This window comes from Streptomyces monomycini (assembly GCF_022271435.1).
GTDB classification, from domain to species: domain Bacteria; phylum Actinomycetota; class Actinomycetes; order Streptomycetales; family Streptomycetaceae; genus Streptomyces; species Streptomyces monomycini.
In genome coordinates this window covers 22667-44046 of the sequence record NZ_JAFIQY010000060.1, presented here as the reverse complement: position 1 = coordinate 44046, position 21380 = coordinate 22667, and the positions used below count along the sequence as shown (strand labels likewise).

At 73.3% G+C, this 21380-nt stretch carries 16 protein-coding genes; 6 read left to right on the top strand and 10 right to left on the bottom strand.

All coding sequences use genetic code 11. The annotated features are described in order from the left end of the window. Window positions 1-179: 179 nt before the first annotated feature. A complete protein-coding gene (locus tag JXZ78_RS37815) occupies window positions 180-467 on the bottom strand; it encodes a hypothetical protein (RefSeq protein WP_030023018.1) in 288 nt (95 codons plus the stop codon). A 315-nt stretch (window positions 468-782) separates the two neighbouring features. After that, window positions 783-2651, bottom strand: a complete 1869-nt coding sequence (gene lepA / locus JXZ78_RS37810; protein WP_030023017.1) for a translation elongation factor 4 — start codon at window positions 2649-2651, stop codon at window positions 783-785. Window positions 2652-2843: 192 nt separating this feature from the next. Between lepA and rpsT the strand changes: the two genes are divergently transcribed. After that, window positions 2844-3110: a 30S ribosomal protein S20 gene (gene rpsT, locus JXZ78_RS37805; RefSeq protein ID WP_030023016.1), complete on the top strand. Its 267-nt coding sequence runs from the start codon at window positions 2844-2846 to the stop codon at window positions 3108-3110. Window positions 3111-3761: 651 nt separating this feature from the next. Beyond that, a complete protein-coding gene (locus JXZ78_RS37800) occupies window positions 3762-4403 on the top strand; it encodes a hypothetical protein (protein WP_050502852.1) in 642 nt (213 codons plus the stop codon). Window positions 4404-4436: 33 nt separating this feature from the next. On the opposite strand, the gene holA is transcribed toward JXZ78_RS37800, so the two are convergent. Further along, window positions 4437-5420, bottom strand: a complete 984-nt coding sequence (holA, locus tag JXZ78_RS37795; RefSeq protein WP_030023014.1) for a DNA polymerase III subunit delta — start codon at window positions 5418-5420, stop codon at window positions 4437-4439. A gap of 207 nt (window positions 5421-5627) precedes the next feature. On the opposite strand from holA, the gene JXZ78_RS37790 reads away from it, so the two are divergent. Further along, window positions 5628-5873 carry a hypothetical protein gene (locus JXZ78_RS37790; RefSeq protein ID WP_030023012.1) on the top strand — a complete coding sequence of 82 codons (246 nt, stop codon included), beginning with the start codon at window positions 5628-5630 and terminating at the stop codon, window positions 5871-5873. Window positions 5874-5954: 81 nt separating this feature from the next. On the opposite strand, the gene JXZ78_RS37785 is transcribed toward JXZ78_RS37790, so the two are convergent. Beyond that, a complete protein-coding gene (locus tag JXZ78_RS37785; RefSeq protein ID WP_030023011.1) occupies window positions 5955-6749 on the bottom strand; it encodes an arylamine N-acetyltransferase family protein in 795 nt (264 codons plus the stop codon). A gap of 77 nt (window positions 6750-6826) precedes the next feature. Then, window positions 6827-7312 (bottom strand): RrF2 family transcriptional regulator, encoded by a 486-nt coding sequence (locus JXZ78_RS37780; protein WP_030023010.1) that lies wholly within the window; start codon window positions 7310-7312, stop codon window positions 6827-6829. A 181-nt stretch (window positions 7313-7493) separates the two neighbouring features. Between JXZ78_RS37780 and JXZ78_RS37775 the strand changes: the two genes are divergently transcribed. Further along, a complete protein-coding gene (locus tag JXZ78_RS37775; protein ID WP_050502851.1) occupies window positions 7494-9068 on the top strand; it encodes a PstS family phosphate ABC transporter substrate-binding protein in 1575 nt (524 codons plus the stop codon). Here the strand turns inward: JXZ78_RS37775 and JXZ78_RS37770 are convergent. The 5 genes from JXZ78_RS37770 to leuS all read right to left on the bottom strand — a co-directional run bounded on the left by JXZ78_RS37770 (window position 8971) and on the right by leuS (window position 18268). Continuing rightward, window positions 8971-11679, bottom strand: a complete 2709-nt coding sequence (locus tag JXZ78_RS37770) for a ComEC/Rec2 family competence protein (protein ID WP_030023008.1) — start codon at window positions 11677-11679, stop codon at window positions 8971-8973. The genes JXZ78_RS37775 and JXZ78_RS37770 overlap by 98 nt on opposite strands. Beyond that, window positions 11676-12431, bottom strand: coding sequence for a ComEA family DNA-binding protein (locus JXZ78_RS37765; protein WP_308281076.1), 756 nt, complete (start codon window positions 12429-12431; stop codon window positions 11676-11678). The genes JXZ78_RS37770 and JXZ78_RS37765 overlap by 4 nt, the downstream gene beginning before the upstream one ends. A 785-nt stretch (window positions 12432-13216) precedes the next feature. After that, window positions 13217-14062 carry a DegV family protein gene (locus JXZ78_RS37760; RefSeq protein ID WP_030023006.1) on the bottom strand — a complete coding sequence of 282 codons (846 nt, stop codon included), beginning with the start codon at window positions 14060-14062 and terminating at the stop codon, window positions 13217-13219. Window positions 14063-14426: 364 nt separating this feature from the next. After that, window positions 14427-15191, bottom strand: a complete 765-nt coding sequence (locus JXZ78_RS37755; RefSeq protein ID WP_030023005.1) for a hypothetical protein — start codon at window positions 15189-15191, stop codon at window positions 14427-14429. 203 nt (window positions 15192-15394) lie between these two features. Next, on the bottom strand, window positions 15395-18268 hold the full coding sequence (gene leuS / locus JXZ78_RS37750) for a leucine--tRNA ligase (protein WP_030023004.1): 2874 nt from the start codon (window positions 18266-18268) through the stop codon (window positions 15395-15397). Between the two features lie 610 nt (window positions 18269-18878). Here leuS and JXZ78_RS37745 point away from each other — a divergent pair. Then, window positions 18879-19769 carry a hypothetical protein gene (locus JXZ78_RS37745; protein WP_050502847.1) on the top strand — a complete coding sequence of 297 codons (891 nt, stop codon included), beginning with the start codon at window positions 18879-18881 and terminating at the stop codon, window positions 19767-19769. Further along, window positions 19766-21307 carry an NADH-quinone oxidoreductase subunit NuoF family protein gene (locus JXZ78_RS37740; protein WP_030023002.1) on the top strand — a complete coding sequence of 514 codons (1542 nt, stop codon included), beginning with the start codon at window positions 19766-19768 and terminating at the stop codon, window positions 21305-21307. Before JXZ78_RS37745 ends, JXZ78_RS37740 begins: the two co-directional genes overlap by 4 nt. Window positions 21308-21380: the final 73 nt, after the last annotated feature.

The following is a 21380-nucleotide window of genomic DNA, read 5'->3' as shown; positions in this document are numbered from 1 at the left end:
GGGCGGCTCGGGGGTGCGCGGGCGGCTCGGGTGCGCGGGCGGCCGGCACCCGTGGGCCACGGGCGCGGGCCACGGGCGCGGGCCACGGGCGCGGGCCACGGATGTCGGGCGACAGGCGTCGGGCCACGGACGTCGGGTCACGAACGTCGGGTCACAGACAGCGGGCCCCAGGCCGCCGGTCAGCGGCCGAGGGAAGCGGCCTGGAGGCCGATGCCGTCGGCACTGGGCGCGTTCGAGGAGGCCGAGTCGCCGACCATGTGGCCGACCTTCTCATCGCCCCGGAGCGTGCCGTTGACCTTCTTCAGCCCGTCACCGAGGTTGGTGACGGCTTTCTGCGCACCGCCGACCGTCCCGCTGACGCCGCTCTTGAACTTGTCCGCCCCCGTCTGGTCGGCGAAGGCGGGCGTGGCGACGCCCACCGACAGCGCGGCCCCGGCCAGCAGCGCGGCGGCCCTGGTGTACTTCATACGTATCCCTTTCCGGCGCGGCCTCCTCGGCGGCACGGCACTCATGCCGCCCGGACGCCCCTGGGCCGCCCGGAACACCGCTGCCACCCACGACAACGGCGTCCGGCGCGTCCCGGAAACCGCCTGGCCGCCGATTTTCCCCGCCGACCGCCCGGATGCCGTACGAACCGGACGTCCGTTCCGTGGCAGCACACAGCCCCTGACCGGAACCGTGGCAGCACACAGCCCCCGGCCGGAAGCGGCCGGGGGCTGGACGGCGGAGCCGCGGGGTGGCCGGCACGCCGGGCCACCGGCCCGGACCACCCGCCTACCCGGCTACTTCTTGCTCTTGGAGTCGCCGTCGGAGTCGGAGGACAGTACGGCGATGAAGGCCTCCTGCGGGACCTCCACGCTGCCGACCATCTTCATCCGCTTCTTGCCTTCCTTCTGCTTCTCCAGCAGCTTCCGCTTACGGGAGATGTCACCGCCGTAGCACTTGGCGAGCACGTCCTTGCGGATGGCGCGGACCGTCTCACGGGCGATGACCCGGCTGCCGATGGCCGCCTGGATCGGCACCTCGAAGCTCTGCCGCGGGATCAGCTCGCGCAGCTTGGCGACCAGCCGCACGCCGTACGCGTACGCCTTGTCCTTGTGGCAGATCGCGGAGAACGCGTCGACCTTGTCGCCGTGCAGCAGGATGTCGACCTTGACCAGGTCGGCGGCCTGCTCGCCGGTGGGCTCGTAGTCCAGCGAGGCGTAGCCGCGGGTCTTGGACTTCAGCTGGTCGAAGAAGTCGAAGACGACCTCGGCGAGCGGGAGGGTGTAGCGGATCTCGACCCGGTCCTCGGAGAGGTAGTCCATGCCGAGCAGGTTGCCGCGGCGGGTCTGGCACAGCTCCATGATCGCGCCGATGAACTCGCTGGGCGCCAGGATGGTGGCCCGTACGACCGGCTCGTGGACCTTGTCGATCTTGCCGGTCGGGAACTCGCTGGGGTTGGTGACCTCGTGCTCGGCGCCGTCCTCCATGTCCACGCGGTAGACCACGTTGGGGGCGGTGGCGATCAGGTCGAGGCCGAACTCGCGCTCCAGACGCTCACGGATGACCTCCAGGTGCAGCAGCCCCAGGAAGCCGACGCGGAAGCCGAAGCCGAGGGCCGCGGAGGTCTCCGGCTCGTAGACCAGCGCGGCGTCGTTGAGCTGGAGCTTGTCCAGGGCGTCGCGCAGCTCCGGGTAGTCGGAGCCGTCGAGCGGGTACAGGCCCGAGAAGACCATCGGCTTCGGGTCCTTGTAGCCGCCCAGCGGCACCTCGGCACCCTTGCTGAGCTGCGTGATGGTGTCGCCGACCTTGGACTGGCGGACGTCCTTCACGCCGGTGATCAGGTAGCCGACCTCGCCCACGGACAGGCCGTCGGCGGCCTTCATCTCGGGCGAGTTCGTACCGATCTCCAGCAGCTCGTGGGCGGCGCCGGTGGACATCATCTTGATCCGCTCGCGCTTGCTGAGCGTGCCGTCGACGACCTTCACGTACGTCACGACGCCGCGGTACGCGTCATAGACCGAGTCGAAGATCATCGCGCGGGCGGGCGCGTCCTTGACGCCGACCGGGGCCGGGACCTCGCGGACGACCTTGTCGAGCAGCTCGGGCACGCCGACGCCGGTCTTGGCGGAGACCTTCAGCACGTCCTCGGGCTCGCAGCCGACGAGGTTCGCCAGCTCCTTGGCGAACTTCTCGGGCTGCGCGGCCGGCAGGTCGATCTTGTTGAGCACCGGGATGATCACGAGGTCGTGTTCCATCGCCAGGTACAGGTTGGCGAGGGTCTGGGCCTCGATGCCCTGGGCCGCGTCCACGAGGAGGATGCAGCCCTCGCACGCGGCGAGGGAGCGCGAGACCTCGTACGTGAAGTCGACGTGGCCCGGGGTGTCGATCATGTTGAGGATGCGGGTCGCGCCGGCGTCCTCGTCGGTCGGGGCCCAGGGCAGCCGGACGGCCTGGGACTTGATCGTGATGCCGCGCTCGCGCTCGATGTCCATGCGGTCGAGGTACTGCGCGCGCATCTGCCGCTGGTCGACGACGCCGGTCAGCTGGAGCATCCGGTCGGCGAGCGTGGACTTGCCGTGGTCGATGTGCGCGATGATGCAAAAGTTACGGATGAGAGCCGGGTCGGTACGGCTCGGCTCCGGCACGTTCGTAGGGGTCGCGGGCACGCAGGGTCCATTCAGAGAACGCGGGTAGGCGGGACTCGGTTGTTTTTCGTCTCCCCCATGGTCCCATGCGCGGCGGCCCTGGTCCGGTTTGGGAGGCCGAGGAAGCTGCTGGTAGCCTGGTCCACTGCGCTTTGTGCCCTCTCTCGTACGAGGCGCGACTCGAAATTCCAACGAACCTGAAAAGGCTCTTTCGTGGCGAACATCAAGTCCCAGATGAAGCGGATCAAGACCAACGAGAAGGCTCGTCAGCGCAACAAGGCTGTCAAGTCCTCGCTGCGTACCGCGATCCGTCGCACCCGTGAGGCCGTGGAGGCCGGCGACCTGCAGAAGGCCGCCACCGCCCAGGCCGAGGCCGCCAAGAAGCTGGACAAGGCCGTCAGCAAGGGTGTCATCCACAAGAACGCCGCCGCCAACAAGAAGTCGGCGCTGGCCAAGAAGGTCGCGGCCCTCAAGGCCTGACCTGTTCTGACGCTTCACTACTGCCGGTAAGGGCCCAGCGGCCCCTCTCTCCGCTCCTTCCGGTGCACCACCGCGCCGCACACGGCCTGCGTTCGCCACGCGGGTGCGGCGCACACACAGCTTGAGACGAAGGACCTCGCGGTCACCCTTCCCCAGGGTGATGCGGGGTCCTTTGTCGTGGGGTGAGGTGAGGGTGGGGGTGGAGGCCGCTCGGGCCTGGGGCGGGGGTGGGGCTGCCGTTCGATTCTGGGCAGGGGTGAGGGCTGGCCGCTTGACCTGGGTAGAGGCGGGCGAGCTACGGAAGGGGTGTGGTCCAGGTCACGATTACGGCCATGTGGCCGGTTCCGGTCCGCTACGCTGCCGCGCATGTCGATTCCGGGGGATCAGCACCATCCCTACGCGCAGCCACAGCCGTCCGTTCCCTCCCAGCCGCCGCTCCTGCCGCACCAGCCGGGGGCGGGGACCGGACCGGGGCCGTACGGGCCCGGGGGGCCGCAGCACAATCCGTACGCTCAAGGGCTTGAGGTCGGGGCTGGGGCTGGGGTCGGGCCTGGGCCTGGGGCTGGGCCCGGTGCGGGCGGTACCGGTGGCGGCGTCGGAGGTACGCAGCACTGGCTGTGGGCGCTCGGCGGGGCGGTCGCCGCGTCGGCGATGGGCGGTGCGATCCTCTTCGCCGCCGGGGCCTTCGGGGACGCGCGGCCCGAGCCCGACCTGGCCGACTACTCGTACACGTCCGACCTGTGCAACCGCACCGCGTTCACGCCGTTCGAGAACGCGAACTTCAAGATCAAACCGGCCGGAAGCTCCTCGTCGTCGGGCTCCTCCGGCAGCAGCGCACAGAACGCGCAGAACCCGCAGAACCCGCAGTACAGCGGCGTCCAGCAGGGCGCGATGGACTCGATGTGGTGCAACGCCGAGCTGAAGCCGTCCGGCGCGGACGGCAACGACTACTCCTCGACCTGGGTGTACAGCAGCGCCACCCTGCACAAGAAGACCGACCCGTCGGCCGAGTTCGCGGACAGCTACCGCGCGTACGAGAGCCAGCGCAGCTCGGTCGCCTACCGGGTCACCCCGGTGCCGGGCATCGGTGACGAGGCGTATCTCGTCAGCCGGTCCGACGACAGCAGCGGCTCGTACGTGATCCTCGGCGTCCGCGACGGCTGGGCGACCTACCAGATCACCTGGTCGAGCTACACCTCGCGCAGCAGCTCGGCCAAGCCACCGACGGCCGAGCAGGTCACGGGGATGCTCAAGGCGAGCGCGACGCAGACGCTCCGGAGACTGCGGAGCTGAGGCCGCTGCCTGCCCTCTCCACTCCCCCGGCGGTCAGCGGGAGCGGGCCGCGCGGGCGATGGTGACGACGGCCTTCTCCAGTGCGTACTCGGGGTCGTCACCGCCGCCCTTGACGCCGGCGTCGGCCTCGGCCACCGCACGCAGCGCTGTCGCCACGCCGTCCGCCGACCAGCCGCGCATCTGCTGCCGCACCCGGTCGATCTTCCAGGGGGGCATGCCCAGCTCGCGGGCGAGGTCGCCGGGGCGGGCGCCGCGCGGGGCGGAGGCCAGCTTGCCGATGGCGCGCACGCCCTGGGCGAGCGCGCTGGTGATCATGACGGGTGCGACGCCCGTCGACATGGCCCAGCGCAGCGCCTCCAGCGCCTCGGCGGCCCGGCCCTCCACGGCACGGTCCGCGACGGTGAAGCTGGACGCCTCGGCGCGGCCGCGGTAGTAGCGGGCCACGATGGCGTCGTCGATGGTGCCCTCGATGTCGGCGACCAGCTGCGAACAGGCCGAGGCCAGTTCGCGCAGGTCGCTGCCGATCGCGTCCACCAGCGCCTGGCACGCCTCCGGGGTGGCGGACCGGCCCGCCGTACGGAACTCACCGCGCACGAAGGCGAGGCGGTCGGCGGGCTTGGTCATCTTGGCGCAGGCGACCTCCCGCGCACCGGCCTTGCGGGCGGCGTCCAGCAGGCCCTTGCCCTTGGCGCCGCCGGCGTGCAGCAGCACGAGGGTGATCTCCTCGGCCGGGGAGCCGAGGTACTTCTTGACGTCCTTGACCGAGTCGGCGGACAGGTCCTGGCTGTTGCGGACCACCACGACCTTGCGCTCGGCGAACAGCGAGGGGCTGGTCAGCTCGGCGAGCGTGCCGGGCTGGAGCTGGTCGGGCGTGAGGTCGCGCACATCGGTGTCCGCGTCGGCGGCGCGGGCCGCGGCCACCACCTGCTGCACGGCGCGGTCCAGGAGCAGGTCCTCCTGGCCCACGGCGAGCGTGAGCGGGGTGAGCGGGTCGTCGTTTGCTGCTTTCCTGGCCATCGCGCACCAGCATCCCACGCCCCACTGACAGCGCCGCCACTGACAGCAGCGTCGCTGACAGCAGCCTTACTGACAACGGCAGCCTTACTGACAACGGCGACACTGACGGCGCCGTCAGCGACAACGGCGTCATCGACAGCGCCGTCAGCGACAGCGGCGTCCGGTGCCCGGACCGCGCCACCGGACGACGACCGGGACAATGGCCGGGTGAGCGATGTACGACATGTTCTGGTGCTGCCCGACCGCGACTCCGCCGAGGAGGTCGCCGAAGCGCTGGCCGAGCGCTTCGGCGTCACGGAGGAACCCCAGCTCGTCCGGGACGCCCTGGCGGGCGAGGACGACGCCGAGGACGCCCAGTGGCTGGTGGTCGTCGAAGATCCCACGGGTGTGCACGACCCGGCGAAGCTGGACGCCCTGGCGGACGAGTACGAGGGCTGGCTGGAGGCCGAGTGACACGTCGGCAGCCCGCCTGACCGGCGCACGTCAGCCGCGCGCCGGTCAGGAACACGTCGCCGTCTGCCGGGCAGACGCCCGTCAGCCGCGCAGCTCCGGTATGCGGTCCAGCGTGATGCCGAAGTGGGCGCGGTAGGCGGGGAGCACCTCGGCTTCGGACAACTCGCGCTCGTCCCGGCCGCCGTCGGCGTCGGTGATCACGAGCGTACGGCCGGAGAGTGTGACGCGGCCGGTCTCCGTCAGCCGGGAGCAGACCAGTGACCGGGTGAAGGGCGAGGCCGGCGAGGTGCGGTGGTACCAGCAGCCCGCCTCGAAGTCCGCCAGGGCACGCGGCCGCTGTTCCAGCCGGTACTGGGGCACGCCGTCCCGCAGGACGTCGAGATCGCCGTCGGCGGTCTCCTCGATGCGGAACAGCCCGGCGGGGTCGGGCTGTTGCTCGCGGCTGTCCAGGCGCAGCGGGTACTGACTGTTCCTGCCGAAGCCGATGTCGGCGAGCCACGGCCCGCCCTGGTCGTCGGCGGTGTGGACGCGCAGCGCGAGGTGGTCGTACGGGATGCCGGGGCCTTCCGGGCCGAGGACCCGGGCGGCGAGCAGCTCGACGCGGTAGCCGAGGGCGCGGAGCAGGGCGGCGAAGGCGCCGTTCAGTTCGTAGCAGAATCCGCCGCGCGAGGCACCGACGACCTTGTCCACCAGCGGCTCGTACTCCAGAGCCACGTCTTCCATGAGATGCACGGAGAGGTTCTCGAAGGGGACGGCTCGCAGATGCCGCAGGTGCAGATCGTGCAGCGCCTCGGCGTCGGGCACCGCCGGACGGTCGGCACCGATACGCCGCAGGTAGGCGTCGGTACGTGCCGGGTCGAGCGGCTCGGCCCGCATCCGTTCGGCGTCCGAGGGGCGGGCGGCCGCCGTTCCGCCGTCCGCCCGGGAGGCGGAACGGGTCTGCGGGGAGTCCATCAGGTGCTCGTCCTCTCGGTCGCGAACCAGCGGCGGGTGCGCTCCGCGGCCGGTCCCGGGACGCCGGCCAGGAGGTCGGCGACGGTCTGCTTGGCCAGCTCGCGGCGCCAGGCCAGCTCCGCCCTGCGCATCGCGGTGGAGATGCCGCAGGGGCGGCGGAAGTCCCGGTCCGGCGCTCCGGAACCGGGGCCCTGGCGGCGGATCTCGGTGCACCGGAAGGCGTCGTCGGTGCCCTCGATGGCGGCGACGACGTCCATCAGGGAGATCCGCTCGGGCGGCCTGGCCAGCCGGAAACCGCCGCGGGCGCCAGGGGTCGAGGTCAGGACACCGGCCCGGACCAGGGCCTGGAGGCGCTTGTTCAGATAGGCCTGGGGCAGGTCGAAGGAGGCGGCCAGCCGAGCCGTCGAGACGGGACGCGCGTCGCCGAGCGAGGCCAGGGTCACACAGCAGTGCAGGGCCCATTCGACGCCCTCGCTCATCCTCATATTTCTGGAGTTTACAGGTCCTGATTAAGGGGGCGCCCGGGTCCGGCGGGCCCCCTGCCGCAACCGGTCGCGCGGCCGGCGGATGAACCTCTGGTGTCGGGATGCCGAAGCCGCACCGGGCCGTCTCCCGCGTCCCTACATTGCAGGCATTCCGCCATCCGATCAGCCGTGCGAGGTAGTCGTGACCCTGCCGGACACCGAGACGCTCCTCGCCGCGGCGGGGCTCGTCGCCACGGCCGTGCTCTGGGCCGTCGAGCGGTTCCTGCCGGGCCGCAAGCGCATCGGTTACCGCGTCCAGATGGACACCGCGATCGGCATGAACCCGCGGGACGCCCACAGCCTGGTACAGCTGCGGCTGCTCAGGCAGGACCAGGAGATCACCGACGCCACCCTGGCGCTGCTGCGGTTCGAGAACGACGGCGGCAAGGACATCGTGCGGCAGGACTACCAGGAGCCGCTGACGGCCGAGTTCACCGGGCGCACGGTCATCGGGGTGGAGGTGCCGGACACCAACCCGCCGGACCTGGTCGGGATGCTCACCCGTAACGGCGGCGGTCTGCGGTACGACGGTGGCCGGCTCGTCATACCCAAGGTGCCGCTGAACAAGCGCAACCACTTCAAGCTGCTGGTCCTGTTGTCGGCGGAGGACGGAACCGGGGACAGGGGCGGGGACGGAGACAGGGGTGGGGACGGGGCGCAGCGCAGCCGTGCCGGGGGCGCGGACGGCGGCCGGCCGGGCGAGGTCGTCGTCGGCGGGTTCATCAGCGGCGGGCGGATCCGGCGCAACGCGCAGCGCTGGGGACCGCGCAAACTGAGCCTCGGCCTCGGCGGCGTCTGCGTCATCCTGGTCGGCCTGCTGGGCGGGCTGCTGCTCAACGGGCCGGCGGTGGTGGCGAGTGCGGAGTGCGCGACCGGGCGGCTGACCGTCGACGGCTCCAGCGCCTTCGCACCGCCGATGCGGGAGATCGCCCGGCAGTACGCGGCGCGCTGCCGGGGAGCCGAGATCGAGGTGGCGGAGAGCGGCAGCCTGTCCGGGCTGGGGCGGCTCAACCGGGCGGGGAGGTCCGCGCCGGCCGGCGGGCCGGCGTACCTGGCGGTGTCGGACGTCGCTGCGCCCGCCATCTACCGGAAGCTGGCGGGCCGTCGGGTCGGCGTCATCCTGCTCGGCATGGTCGTCAACGGCCGGACCGGCGTCGACAACCTCACTTCCGGGCAGCTGCGCGGCATCTACGACGGCCGGTACACCAACTGGAAGCAGCTCGGCGGCAGCGACCTGCCGGTCCGTATCGTCGGCCGGGACGCGACGTCCGGCACCCGGCGGGCGTTCGAGACGACCGTGCTGCGCGGCTCGGAGCCGGGCACGGTGTCGTCGTACGACTGCAGCGGCAAGGACCGTGACGCGACGGCCCGCGTCACGCGCTGCGAGGTGAACGGCACCGGCAGCCTGCTGGACACGGTCGGCCGCGTGCCGGGTGCGATCGGGTACGCGGAGGTGTACGCGGCGGCCAAGAACCCGCGGGTGACCCGCGTCCGGCTGAACGGGCGTGAGCCCGACATCGAGTGGGCTGGTCAACGTAGTTATCCCTTCTGGACGGTGGAGTACCTCTACACGTACGGGCAGCCCGAGGCGGGCTCGCTCGCCGCGAAGTTCCGGGCGTTCATGGACTCCGACACGGCGAAGAACATCCTGCGCAAGTACGAGCACGTGCCCTGCGCCGACCTGGCGGGCACGCCGGGCTCCGCCTGCGGCCCCTGACGGTGGTGGTCAGCCGGTCCCTGCCGCCCAGTACCGCGATGGCGCCGTCGGTGTCCGTACGCAGCACCCGGGCCCCTCGGGAGCGCAGCGACTCGACGGTGCGCGGCGCCGGATGGCCGTACGGGTTGCCGGTGCCGCAGCTGATCAGGGCGACGCGCGGCGCCAGGCGGCGTATCAGCTGCGGATCTTGATAAGCGGAGCCGTGGTGCGCGACCTTGAGGACGTCCACGGCTCCCAGGTCGGGGCGCGCGGTCGACAACGCTTGCTGCGCGACCGGTTCGAGGTCGCCCAGGAGGAGGAAGTCCAGTCCGGCGGTGCGCAGCAGCAGCGTGACGCTGGCGTCGTTGGGGCCTTCGACGGCACGTGAGGCGGGCCCGGGGAAGGGCTGGCCGGGGCCGGTGCCGGGTGGCCACAGGACCTCCCAGCTGAGCGGACCGATGCTGCGCCGCTCCCCCGGCGTGGAGCCGATCACCGGCACGCCTGCGGCCGCCGCGGTGCGCTGCACGAAGGCGGCCTGGCCGGGTGGCTCGGGCAGAGTCGTGGTCTCGATGGCGCCGACCGAGCGCCCGCGCAAGGCGCCGGGCAGCCCGCTGACGTGGTCGGCGTGGAAGTGGGTGAGGACGAGCAGCGCGATACGGCGTACGCCCAGGTCGGTCAGGCAGCGGTCGATGGCGTCCGGCTCCGGGCCGGTGTCCACGACCACGGCGGTGTCCTCCCCCGCCGTGAACACCAGGCCGTCGCCCTGGCCCACGTCACACACCACCGCTCGCCAGCCGGGAGGCGGCCAGCCGGTGATGACGCGGGTGACCGGGACCGGCCGCAGCACCGCGACGAGCAGTGCCAGGACACCGAGGACACACAGCCAGGGCCGGCGTGACAACCGCCGTCCCACCAGGACGAACGCCACCGTCACGGCGGCCAGCGACACCGCGCCGGCCCACCCGCCCGGCCAGTCCACCTCCGCGCCGGGCAGGCCCGCCCCCGTACGGGCCACACCGGCGATCCACTCGGTCGGCCAGCTCGCGCACCAGGCCAGGGCATGGGCCAGGGGCGGCGCGAACGGTGCGGTGGCGAGCGCCGCGAACCCCAGGACGGTGGCCGGGGCGACGGCGAGCTCGGCCAGCAGGTTGCAGGGGACGGCGACGAGACCGACGCGTGCGGCGAGCACCACGACGACGGGTGCGCAGGCCGCCTGCGCCGCGGCCGCCGCGGCGAGCACCTCGGCGAGGCGGGGCGGCACGCGGCGGCGTCGCAGGGCCGCGCTCCAGCGAGGGGCGAGGATGAGCAGGGCGCCGGTGGCCAGTACGGACAGCAGGAAGCCGTAACTGCGGGCGAGCCAGGGGTCGTAGAGCACAAGGGCCAGGACGGCGGCGGCGAGCGCGGGGACGAGCGAACGGCGGCGCCCCGTCCCGATGGCGAGCAGGGTGATCAGTCCGCAGGCGGCGGCGCGCAGCACGCTGGGGTCGGGGCGGCAGACGATCACGAAGGCGAGGGCGATCGATCCGCCGATGAGGGCGGTGGTGCGCAGCGAGAGACCCAGGAGCGGCGCCAGGCCGCGGCGTTCGGCCCGTACGGCGAGGTGGGGCGGGCCGATGAGCAGGACGAGCAGGATGGTCAGGTTGCTGCCGGAGACGGCGAGCAGGTGGGTCAGGTCGGTGGTGCGGAAGGCGTCGTCGAGGTCGGGCGGGACACGCGCGGTGTCACCGACCACCAGGCCCGGCAGGAGGGCGCGGGCGTCGGGGCTCAGGTCGTCACTGGCCTCCCGGAGCCCGGCCCGCAGGTCACCGGCGAGTCGCTGCAAGGCGTCGGGGGCGCCCACCACGTGAGGTCCTGTTCCCGTGGTGACCTGTAGGGCGGCTGCGGCCCGGTCGGACGGCCGGAGGGGCGGCGCCGCGCGGGCCGCGACACGCACGCGTGTCGAGGGCAGGAGGCCCTGCCAGTCGGCGAGGTGCTTCGTGCGGTGCACGACGACCAGTACGGGGGTACGGGTGGCGGTCACCGAACCGTCCGGCGCGGTGACGCGGAGGGCGTCCCCGGTGAACACGACGGCGGGCGGCGCTTGGCGGGCGCCGCTCACCCGTGGGCGGGTCAGCCGCGGATCGCCGGTCAGCTCCACCTCGGCTGTGACCGGGGCGTGCCGCCGCGCCAGCTCCGGCAGCGGACCGCGCCGTACGTCCGCCGCATGCAGTGCGGCGGACGCGGCTCCGGCGACCGCGCCCAGCAGCACCGCGGCGAGGGCGACCAAGGCCCCGGTGGCCGGCCGCCGGGGCCGGCGGACCGCGATGACGACCACGATCGCCGCCAGCACCGCGGCCACGGCACACGCCGCCGCCACCGAGCCGCCGGACCACCCCAGGGCCAGTGCCGCCGCGCCCCACGCGGCCGCCGCGGGCCCGGCCAGTCGAAGATCGACGGCTTCGTCCGGCCGGCGGGGGTCGGCGGCGCCGTAGGGGGAGGACGCCGCCGCGTGGACGGCGGAGCGGGCGGCCGCCGGGTCGGCCGTTCGGGCGGAGACGGTGCCGGGTGCGGTGTGGAGGTCGGAGGCCTGGGATGGTGGGGGCGGCTGGGGCGGTGGAGGCAGATGAGGCGGTGTGGTGGGGTACGGGGTCATGGCTGGACCAGCGGCCGCAGGTCGGCGAAGCGGCGGTCGCCGATGCCGTTCACTTCGCGGAGCTGTTCCACGGAGGTGAAGCCGCCGTGCGCGGTGCGGTACTCGATGATGTGCCGGGCCAGGACGGGGCCGACGCCGGGGAGGCCGTCGAGCTGTTCCGCGGTCGCGGAGTTCAGGCTGACGGGAGCGGCTCCGGCGCCCGTCCCACCGGACACGCCGGCGCTTCCGGACGCCGTACCACCGCCGGTGCCCGCCCCGGAAGCCGCTCCGGCCCCAGCTCCCGTGGCCGCTCCGGGGCCCGCGCCCGGCACGGCCCCTGGGGTGTCCACGGCGATCTGCTCGCCGTCGACCAGCAGCCGGGCCCGGTTCAGTCCTCGGGTGTTCGCACCGTCCAGCGCCCCGCCCGCCGCGCGCAGCGCGTCGGCGACGCGGGCTCCCTGCGGCAGCCGGTGGATGCCGGGACGGTGCACCTTCCCGACCACGTCGACCACGAGGAGCCGCCCCGCGACGGTCGGCGGCGCGCCTCCCGGTGGCGGCGCCGCCACCTGTGGCTGCGGTGTGGGCGCCGGGGCCGGGGGCGACAGCGCCGGGGCCCGGGCGGCGGCCGGTGCCCGGACGGGCTCGGGCCGGGACGCCCAGAAGTGATGGGCCGCGAAGGCCACCGCCACCGCGAACACCACGGCCAGAGCAGCCAGCGCTCTCGGGGCGATCGCGCATCGCGACTGCACCCACAGCGGCAGCCGCTCCCGCACGGTGAGCGCCAGCCGGGCGGCACGGTCCGGACGCGCGCCTTCGCGGGGGCCCTGGGGCCGGTCGTCGGTCAGGTCGTCAGCGGCTGGTGCGCCTGTGGTGTCTCGGGCTCTTGGGCCTTCTGTGGTGCTAGTGGCGTCTGTGATGCCTGGAGCATCTGCGGCGGCAGGGCTTTCCGGGAGGCTCGGAGTCGGCGGGCTGCCCGGAGGTGGCGGATTGCCCGAGGGCGGTGGGCTGCCGCCCGGTTGCGCGGGGCTCGCGCGCCGGTCCGGGCCGGGTGGGCCCCGGAAGAGGCCCGCGGCCCGCGTACGTACCGCAGCAACGGTCTCCGCACGCCGGGCGGCCCGCCCGTGCACCGCGTCACGCACGGCCCTCCGGCGGGAGGGCGGGGCGTCGGTGCCGCGATCCGGAGCGAAGTCGGACCGGGAGGCCAGGCCGAGCTCGGCCCCGGAACCGGGGCCAGGGTCGAAGCCGGGGCCCGGATCGAAGCCGGTGCCAGGGTCGAAGCCGGTGCCAGGGTCGAAGCCGGTGCCAGGGTCGGGCCCGAAGCCGAAGTGCGAGCCGGGGCCGAAACCCGGGTCAAAACCCGGGCCGGAGCCCGGACGGGAGCCGACGTCTGGACCAGGGCCACTAGCGGACCGACCTGACGATGCAGTTACAGAGAGTGATTGTGGCGTCATGCCCACGAACGTTAGGCACTTCGCGCCGATCCCGCTGCGCGCCGTCAAATTCCGGGGACAACCGGCTCGTTGTGGATAACCGCGTCACCCGAAGGAGGGCTTCCGCGCTAACGCGGCGAGACCACAGCCCCCAGCAGCCCCGGCCCCGTGTGCGCCCCGATCACCGCTCCCACCTCGCTCACGTGCAGCTCGGCCAGCCCGGGCACCCGCTCGCGCAGCCGTTCCGCGAGCGCGTCCGCCCGTTCGGCCGCCGCGAGATGATGCACGGCGATGTCCACCTGTGCCTCCCCGGCCCGCTCCACGGCGATCTCCTCCAGCCGGGCGATCGCCTTCGAAGCCGTACGGACCTTCTCCAGTAGGTCGATCCGCCCGTCGGCGAGCTGGAGCAAAGGCTTTACCGCGAGGGCCGAGCCGAGGAGCGCCTGCGCCGCTCCGATCCGGCCGCCCCGCCGCAGGTAGTCGAGGGTGTCGACGTAGAAGTAGGCGGACGTCTGCTCGGCGCGCTTCTCGGCCGCGGCCACCGCCTCGTCCAGGCTGCCGCCGGACTCCGCGGCCTCGGCCGCCGCCAGGGCGCAGAAGCCGAGCGCCATGGCGACCATGCCGGTGTCCACGACCCGCACCGGTACGGGGGCCGCGGCGGCAGCCAGTACCGCCGCGTCGTACGTGCCGGAGAACTCCGAGGACAGGTGGAGCGAGACGATGCTCTCGGCCCCCGCCTCGGCGATGGCCCGGTAGGTGGACGCGAAGTCCTCGGGGCTCGGCCGCGATGTCGTCACGTACTTGCGCTTCTGCAGGGCCTGGGCGACCGATCTCGCCGAAATCTCGGTGCCCTCCTCCAGGGCCTGGTCGCCGAGGACGACGGTGAGCGGTACCGCCGTGATCCGGTGGCGCCGCAGTGCCGCCCGCGGCAGGTAGGCCGTTGAATCGGTGACGATCGCGACATGGCGGGACATGACTGGGAGGTTATCCGGGGATCCCGGAGGCCGACAGTGCGGGCCCCTGCCAAGATCCGCCGGCACCGGCCGGACCGGGAGGAAGACGCCCGGCGGCGGCTGCCGGTCGCTCGCCTCGGCCGACGTGATCGGCCCGCCCGGTGCGCGCGGAACCGTCGGCCTCACCCGCGCCCACCGGCCTGCCCCGCGCCCACCGGCCCGGCCGACGTCACCGGCCCGGCCACAGCAGCCAGCCTGGCCTCGGGAGCCCGCCGAGCCTCACCGGCCCCGTCGGCGTCGGGACCCGCCCGGCATCACCGATCCGGTCGTCATCGACGTCACCAGCCCGGCCGGCATCAAGGACCCGCCGCCCGCCCCTGCGCCCTCAGGTCGTCCGCTCCGTACGCGGCGCCTTCTGCCATGCGTACGTGGGCTGCGTACGCGGGTCACGGGCCGTGATGGCGGGAGTCTCGTCCTCGGCGGCCCTCCAGGACTTCCGCCCTGCCGCCGCCTCTTCCGAAGAAGTCCCGGCCGCTCCCCCGGGCGCCCCCGCCCCGGCGGCCGCCGACGCGCCTCCGGACGCCTCGATGCGGTCCTCCAGCGGCTCCTTCGACCAATGCCGCAGGGCTCCGGCCTCCATGTCGATCTGCTCGCCGAGCGCGGCGAGGTCGTCGTCGGCGAACTGCCGTGCGCGGTCCCGGGCTGCCCACCGCAGCGACTCCGCGGAGTGCGTGATGCGCTCCAGCCGCTCGCGCAGCTCGGGCAGCCGGGCCGCGATGCCGGCCTTGGCGGGCTCCCGCTCCAGCCGCTTGAGCTCGTCGTCCAGCTCGTGGCCGTGGGCGCTGAGCCGCTCGAAGAGGCCCAGCGCCTCGGTCAGCGAGGTGTCCTGCTCGGCGCCGGTGTGCAGCGCGTCCTGGGTGGCCCGCATGGACGTACGCAGCGAGAGCCGCAGCTGGGCCAGCTCACCGGCCACACCGGGCTGGGTGAACTGACGGGCCCTGAGGGTGGTGTCCTCGACGGTCCGGCGCGCCTGTGCCACCCCGCGGTCCACCCCGCGCTTGGCCGCCTTGACGGCCTTGACCGTGACGAAGACACCGGCCGCGACGAACAGCAGGAAGAGGAGCCCGAAGATCGCGGCGACGGCTTCCATGGTTACTCCTCGATGGCGACGGCACGGTGGGCGGAGGCGCCGGGGTCCCGGCTCTTCCACCGTAAACGCCACGGGCAGGCCGGGGGTTCCCTTCGAACCCCCAACCTGCCCGTAGTGGTCATCCCTTAGCCACGCCCCGAAGAGCCCGGCGACCGTCCGGATCCGGCCACGCCCCGAAGGGCTCCGGCAACGGAATCAGCCCCTCACGCGGGAACGATGTTCACCAGCTTCGGCGCCCGCACGATCACCTTGCGGATGCCCGCGCCGCCCAGCGCCGCCACGACCGCCGGGTCCGCCAGCGCCGCCGCCTCCAGGTCCGCGTCCGAGACGGACGGCGAGACCTCCAGGCGCGCCTTGACCTTGCCCTTGATCTGCACGACGCAGGTCACGGTCTCGTCGACCACGTAGGCCGGGTCGGCGACGGGGAAGTCCTGGTGGACGACCGAGTCGGTGTGGCCCAGCTTGCGCCACAGTTCCTCGGCGATGTGCGGGGCCAGCGGCGCGACCAGCAGCACCAGGCGCTCGGCCACCGAGCGCGCGACCGGGCCGCCCGCCTTGGTCAGGTGGTTGTTCAGCTCCGTCACCTTGGCGATGGCGGTGTTGAAGCGCAGGTTGGCCATGTCCTGGCCGACGCCGTCGATCGCCTTGTGCAGCGCGCGCAGCGTGTCCTCGTCCGGCTCGGCGTCGACGACGGTGGCCTCACCGGTCGCCTCGTCCACGACGTTGCGCCACAGCCGCTGCAGCAGGCGGTACTGGCCGACCACGGCGCGGGTGTCCCACGGACGCGAGACGTCCAGGGGGCCCATCGCCATCTCGTACAGGCGCAGGGTGTCCGCCCCGTACTCCCCGCAGATCTCGTCGGGCGTGACGGCGTTCTTCAGGGACTTGCCCATCTTGCCCAGGACGCGGCTGACCTTCTCGCCCTGGTAGTAGTACGCGCCGTCGCGCTCCTCCACCTCGGCGGCGGGTACGGCGATGCCGCGGCCGTCCCGGTAGACGAACGCCTGGATCATGCCCTGGTTGTACAGCTTGTGGAACGGCTCGGAGGACGCGATGTGCCCCAGGTCGTGCAGCACCTTCGACCAGAACCGCGCGTACAGCAGGTGCAGTACGGCGTGCTCCTGGCCACCCACGTACAGGTCGACGCCGCCGTGCGGCTGCCCCTCGCGCGGGCCCATCCAGTACTGCTCGATCTCCGGGTCGACCAGCGCGGTGTCGTTGCGCGGGTCGGTGTAGCGCAGCTCGTACCAGCAGGAACCGGCCCAGTTGGGCATGGTGTTGGTCTCGCGGCGGTACTTCTTCGGGCCGTCGCCCAGGTCCAGCTCGACGTTGACCCAGTCCTCGTTGCGGGACAGCGGGGTCTCGGGCTGGGTGTCGGCGTCGTCCGGGTCGAAGGTGCGCGGCGAGTAGTCGTCGACCTCGGGCAGCTCCAGCGGCAGCATCGACTCGGGCAGCGCGTGCGCGACGCCGTCCTCGTCGTAGACGATCGGGAACGGCTCGCCCCAGTAGCGCTGGCGGCTGAACAGCCAGTCGCGCAGCCGGAAGTTGACGGTGCCCTCGCCGATGCCGGCGGCGGCCAGCCACTCGGTGATCTTGATCTTGGCGTCCGGGACGGTCAGGCCGTCCAGCGCGATGTCGGCGCCCGCCGAGTTGACGATCTTCGCCTCGTACGAGTCGAAGGCGTCGTCCCAGGTGGCGGGGTCCTGGTCACGGCCGTCCGACGGCTCCACGACGCAGCGCATGGGCAGCTCGAAGGCGCGCGCGAAGGCGAAGTCACGGCTGTCGTGCGCCGGGACCGCCATGATCGCGCCGGTTCCGTAGCCCATCAGCACGTAGTCGGCGATGAAGACCGGGACGCGCTCGCCGCTGACCGGGTTGGTCGCGTACGCGCCGGTGAAGACGCCGGTCTTGTCCTTGGCCTCGGCCTGTCGCTCGACGTCCGACTTGGCCGCGGCCTGCTTGCGGTACGCGGCGACGGCCTCGGCCGGGGTGCCGTACCCGCCGGTCCAGACCTCGTGGGTGCCCTCGGGCCAGGCGTCCGGGACGATCGACTGCTCGCCGGAGACCAGCTCGTGCTCGGGCGCCAGCACCATGTAGGTGGCACCGAACAGGGTGTCCTGCCGGGTGGTGAAGACGGTGATCTTCTCGTCGCCGACGGGGAAGTCCACCCGCGCGCCCTCGGAGCGGCCGATCCAGTTGCGCTGCTGGAGCTTGATCGCGTCCGGCCAGTCCAGCCCGTCCAGGTCCTCCAGCAGGCGGTCGGCGTAGGCGGTGATGCGCATGTTCCACTGGCGCAGCTTGGCCTTGAAGACCGGGTAGTTCCCGCGCTCGGAGCGGCCCTCGGCGGTGACCTCCTCATTGGCCAGCACGGTGCCCAGGCCGGGGCACCAGTTGACCGGCGCGTCCGAGGCGTACGCCAGGCGGTACTCGCCCAGGATCTCGGCGCGCTCGGCGGCGCTCAGCGCGTTCCAGGGGCGCCCGTCCGGCGTCGTACGCTCTCCGGCCTCGAACTGCGCCACCAGCTCGGCGATGGGGCGCGCCTTCTTCGCGTCGGCGTCGTACCAGGAGTTGAAGACCTGGACGAAGATCCACTGGGTCCACTTGTAGTAGTCCGGGTCGATCGTCTCGACGGAGCGGCGCGGGTCGTGGCCCAGGCCCAGCCGGCGCAGCTGGCGCCGCATGTTGACGATGTTGGCCTCGGTGGAGACGCGCGGGTGCGTGCCGGTCTGCACGGCGTACTGCTCGGCGGGCAGGCCGAAGGCGTCGAAGCCCAGGGTGTGCAGCACGTTGTGGCCGGTCATGCGCAGGTGGCGGCCGTACACGTCGGTCGCGATGAAGCCGAGCGGGTGGCCCACGTGCAGGCCCGCACCCGAGGGGTACGGGAACATGTCCATGATGAACTTCCTGGGCTTGGCCACCAGCTCCGGGTCGCCCGCCAGGTCGCCCTTCGGGTTCGGGGCCTCGTACGTGCCCTCCGCCTCCCAGAAGTCCTGCCAGCGCGCCTCGATGTCGGCGGCCAGCGCTGCCGTGTAGCGGTGCGGCGCTGCCACCTCGGCAGCCGAAGTCGTCTCGGTCATCGTCCTCAAAGCTCCATCGGTCGTCTCTGCCTGCGGCTACTGCGAAAAAGTGCGACTTTTGCGGAAACAAAAAGACCCCTCGCACAGGAGGGGACGCCGCGCCGATGCCGACCGGAAGCTCACCGGTCGGTACTGATCAGCGCGGCCCGCTAAGCAGAAGGCGTACGGCACGCATGGCGTCAGGGTACCGCAGGGGCCGCCGGGCCCGCTGGGAGCCGTCCAACCGGGGAAGGGGCACGCGCTTACGGGCGGGGGCTTCCGGGGTGGGCGGAAGCGCGCGAAGCACCGCCTGGCGGCACCGGGCGGCACACGGCCCGGCTCTTTCGAACAAACCCGGCACCCGACGGTAGCAGCGCGCCGCCCCGCAGCACGCCGCTTACGGAAAGCCCGCCGCCCGGGCCTCGCACCGCCCTACTTTTCCCGCATGCGTCCCCACCGCAAGAGCCGCGTCGCCGCCGGCCCGCGGCCCCCTGGCTTACCTCGCCTCCCGGTCCGCCTCCCGCTCCGCCTTCCGGACGGCCTCCCGGGCCTGTCCCGCCCGTCCCCCGGCCCGCGCCCGCGCCGTCACGGCCCCCGGGACGGCCCGCGCCACACCGCCCCTCCGGGCCCGATGACAGGCCCGGCGACAGGCCCGGTCCCGGTCCCGCGCCGCCCCCGACTGCGCCGCCGTCCCGCGGCCGCCGCCGGAGCCGTCGCCGCTCTCGCTCTCCTCCTGCTCTCCGGGACCGACCCGCTGCGCGGCTTCGTCGACTTCACCGGCGGTGTGCTGACGCTCGTCTCCCTCACGGCCGCCGTCGTCTGGGGGCTGGTCGCCGCGGGCCGTACGGTCCTGCTGCCCCGCAGCCGGCTGCTCGCCCAGGGCGTCCACCGGGCCCTGGGCACCGCCTCGCTCGGCTTCCTGGCCCTGCACGTCGCGGTCAAGGTCGCCGAAGGGCACGCGTACGTACTGAACGCGCTGCTGCCGTTCACCAGGACGCCCGCCGGCGCTTCCGCACTGATCGGCTTCGGCGCCGTGGCCGGCTACCTGATGGCGCTGGCCGCCGCGACCGGCGCGCTCCGCAGCGCCTTCGCCGGCCGCGGCCGGGCCTCGGAACGCTGGCGCGCCCTGCACGCCTGCGCGTACCCGGCCTGGTGCCTGGCGCTCGTCCACGGCCTGAAGACCGGTCGCGCCCCCTCCGGGTGGGTCACCACGGGGTACGCGCTGTGCCTGGCGGCGGTCGCCGCCGCCCTCCTGGCGCGCGCCTTCCTCCCGCACGTCCTACGGGCCCGCCTGCGCGCCCGTACCGCCGACGCCGCGCCACCACCGCCACCTCCTACGTACCCGTACTCGCACCCCTCGTCCCCGGACGCCCCACCGCCGTACTCCCCCTATCCGGATTCCCCGCCACCTGTCCCCTCATATCCGGATACCTCGCCACCTGACTCCTCACCGCCGTACGGCCGGCACGCGCTCCACCCCGTCCCCGCCCGGCCCGCCTCGCACGGCAGGAGCCGATCATGACCGGCCCGCTGCCCGACGTCCCGCCCGTCCAGGCCATCGGTCCGCCCCGGCTGACCGCGGGCTTCGACGAGGGCGAGCGCCTCGACCGCCGGGCCCACCTGCTCGTCCACGGCTCGCCGCCGTCCCTGTCGGCGGACCGGCTGGCCGAGCTGGCCGGCGCCATCGCGTTGCGCGGTCGTGGCGGCGCGGGCTTCCCCCTCGTACGGAAGCTGGAGGCGGTGGCCCACCACGCGCGGCGCTCGGGCGTCCGGCCCGCGGTCGTCGTCAACGGCTGCGAGGGCGAGCCCGCGTGCCGCAAGGACACCGTCCTGCTGTGCCGCGCGCCGCACCTCGTCCTGGACGGCGCGCTGCTCGCCGCCGACGCGCTCGGCGCCCGCACGCTGGTGGTGGGTGTGACCAAGGACGCGGCCGAGCGGTCGGTGCGGGACGCGCTGGCCGAGCGCGGCCTGAGCGACCGGCGGCGCGGGCGGTCGCTGCGCGCCCGGCTCGTCCGCGTACCGGAACGGCTCGTCTCCGGCGAGGCGTCCGCGCTGATCCGGGCCGCGGAAGGCGGACCGGCGCTGCCGCCGGGGCGGCGGGTGCGGGCCGCGGAGTCCGGGCTCGGCGGCGCGCCCACGCTCTTCTCCAACGCCGAGACGTTCGCGCAGCTCGCCGTCGCGGCCCGGACGGGCGCCGACCGGTACGCCGCGACCGGGGCGCCCCACGAACCCGGCACCCTGCTCCTGACCGTGTCCGGCGCGGTGCCCTCCCCCGCCGTCGTCGAGGCACCGAGCGGGGTGCCGCTTCCGTACGTCCTCCAGGTGTGTGCCGCCGACCCGGCCCCCGGCGGCGTCCTGGTGGGCGGCTACCACGGCGCCTGGCTGGCCGCCGCGACCGCGTACGCAACGGTGGTCACCCGCGAAGCACTCGCGGCCGTTGGCGGAGCGCTCGGCGCGGGCGCGGTACTGCCGCTGCCCGTCGGCACCTGCCCGCTCGGCGAAACCCTGCTCGTAGCGCGCTGGCTCGCCGCTGAGTCATCGGGCCAGTGCGGGCCTTGCCGCCTGGGCCTGCCTTCCCTGGCGAGCGCGCTGGCGGACACGTTGGCGGGCGGCGGTCAGGAAGCACTGGAAGGCGTACGGCGCGCCACGCAGACCGTGCACGGGCGCGGGGCCTGCAAACACCCCGACGGTGCCGTGCGGTTCATGCTCTCCGCCTTGGACGCCTTCCCCGACGACCTCGCCGCGCACACCCTGGGCGGCGGATGCGGCCGGGAGACCGCCGCTGTACTCCCTCTCCCCGCACCGGAGACGGGCGACGCGGCCGACGGTACGGGCACGGGTACTGCGGGCGCGACGGCTGCCGCGGGCCGGTTGGCGGTCGACTGGACCCTGTGCGAAGGACACGGCCTGTGCGCCAGGCTCCTCCCCGAAGCCGTACGCCTCGACCCGGACGGCTACCCACTCCTCCCGGACACCGCCTTACCGCCCCGGCTCCACCAACGCGCCCAGCGCGCGGTCAGCCGCTGCCCCGCCCTCGCCTTGCGTTTGGAGAAAACCTGAGCAAGGCCGCCACACACCGCCCCGGCAACCGGACGGCACGGCCATTACGGAGCACGTGCGTCACCGGTGGGTC

Excerpts from the sequence above, each read along its gene's own strand:
- JXZ78_RS37815 (WP_030023018.1), bottom strand. The coding sequence starts at position 467 with ATGAAGTACACCAGGGCCGCCGCGCTGCTGGCCGGGGCCGCGCTGTCG.
- JXZ78_RS37800 (WP_050502852.1), top strand. The coding sequence starts at position 3,762 with ATGGGCGGTGCGATCCTCTTCGCCGCCGGGGCCTTCGGGGACGCGCGG.
- holA (WP_030023014.1), bottom strand. The coding sequence starts at position 5,420 with ATGGCCAGGAAAGCAGCAAACGACGACCCGCTCACCCCGCTCACGCTC.
- JXZ78_RS37785 (WP_030023011.1), bottom strand. The coding sequence starts at position 6,749 with ATGCGGGCCGAGCCGCTCGACCCGGCACGTACCGACGCCTACCTGCGG.
- JXZ78_RS37780 (WP_030023010.1), bottom strand. The coding sequence starts at position 7,312 with ATGAGGATGAGCGAGGGCGTCGAATGGGCCCTGCACTGCTGTGTGACC.
- JXZ78_RS37770 (WP_030023008.1), bottom strand. The coding sequence starts at position 11,679 with ATGACCCCGTACCCCACCACACCGCCTCATCTGCCTCCACCGCCCCAG.
- JXZ78_RS37760 (WP_030023006.1), bottom strand. The coding sequence starts at position 14,062 with ATGTCCCGCCATGTCGCGATCGTCACCGATTCAACGGCCTACCTGCCG.
- JXZ78_RS37755 (WP_030023005.1), bottom strand. The coding sequence starts at position 15,191 with ATGGAAGCCGTCGCCGCGATCTTCGGGCTCCTCTTCCTGCTGTTCGTC.
- leuS (WP_030023004.1), bottom strand. The coding sequence starts at position 18,268 with ATGACCGAGACGACTTCGGCTGCCGAGGTGGCAGCGCCGCACCGCTAC.
- JXZ78_RS37745 (WP_050502847.1), top strand. The coding sequence starts at position 18,879 with ATGACAGGCCCGGCGACAGGCCCGGTCCCGGTCCCGCGCCGCCCCCGA.
- JXZ78_RS37740 (WP_030023002.1), top strand. The coding sequence starts at position 19,766 with ATGACCGGCCCGCTGCCCGACGTCCCGCCCGTCCAGGCCATCGGTCCG.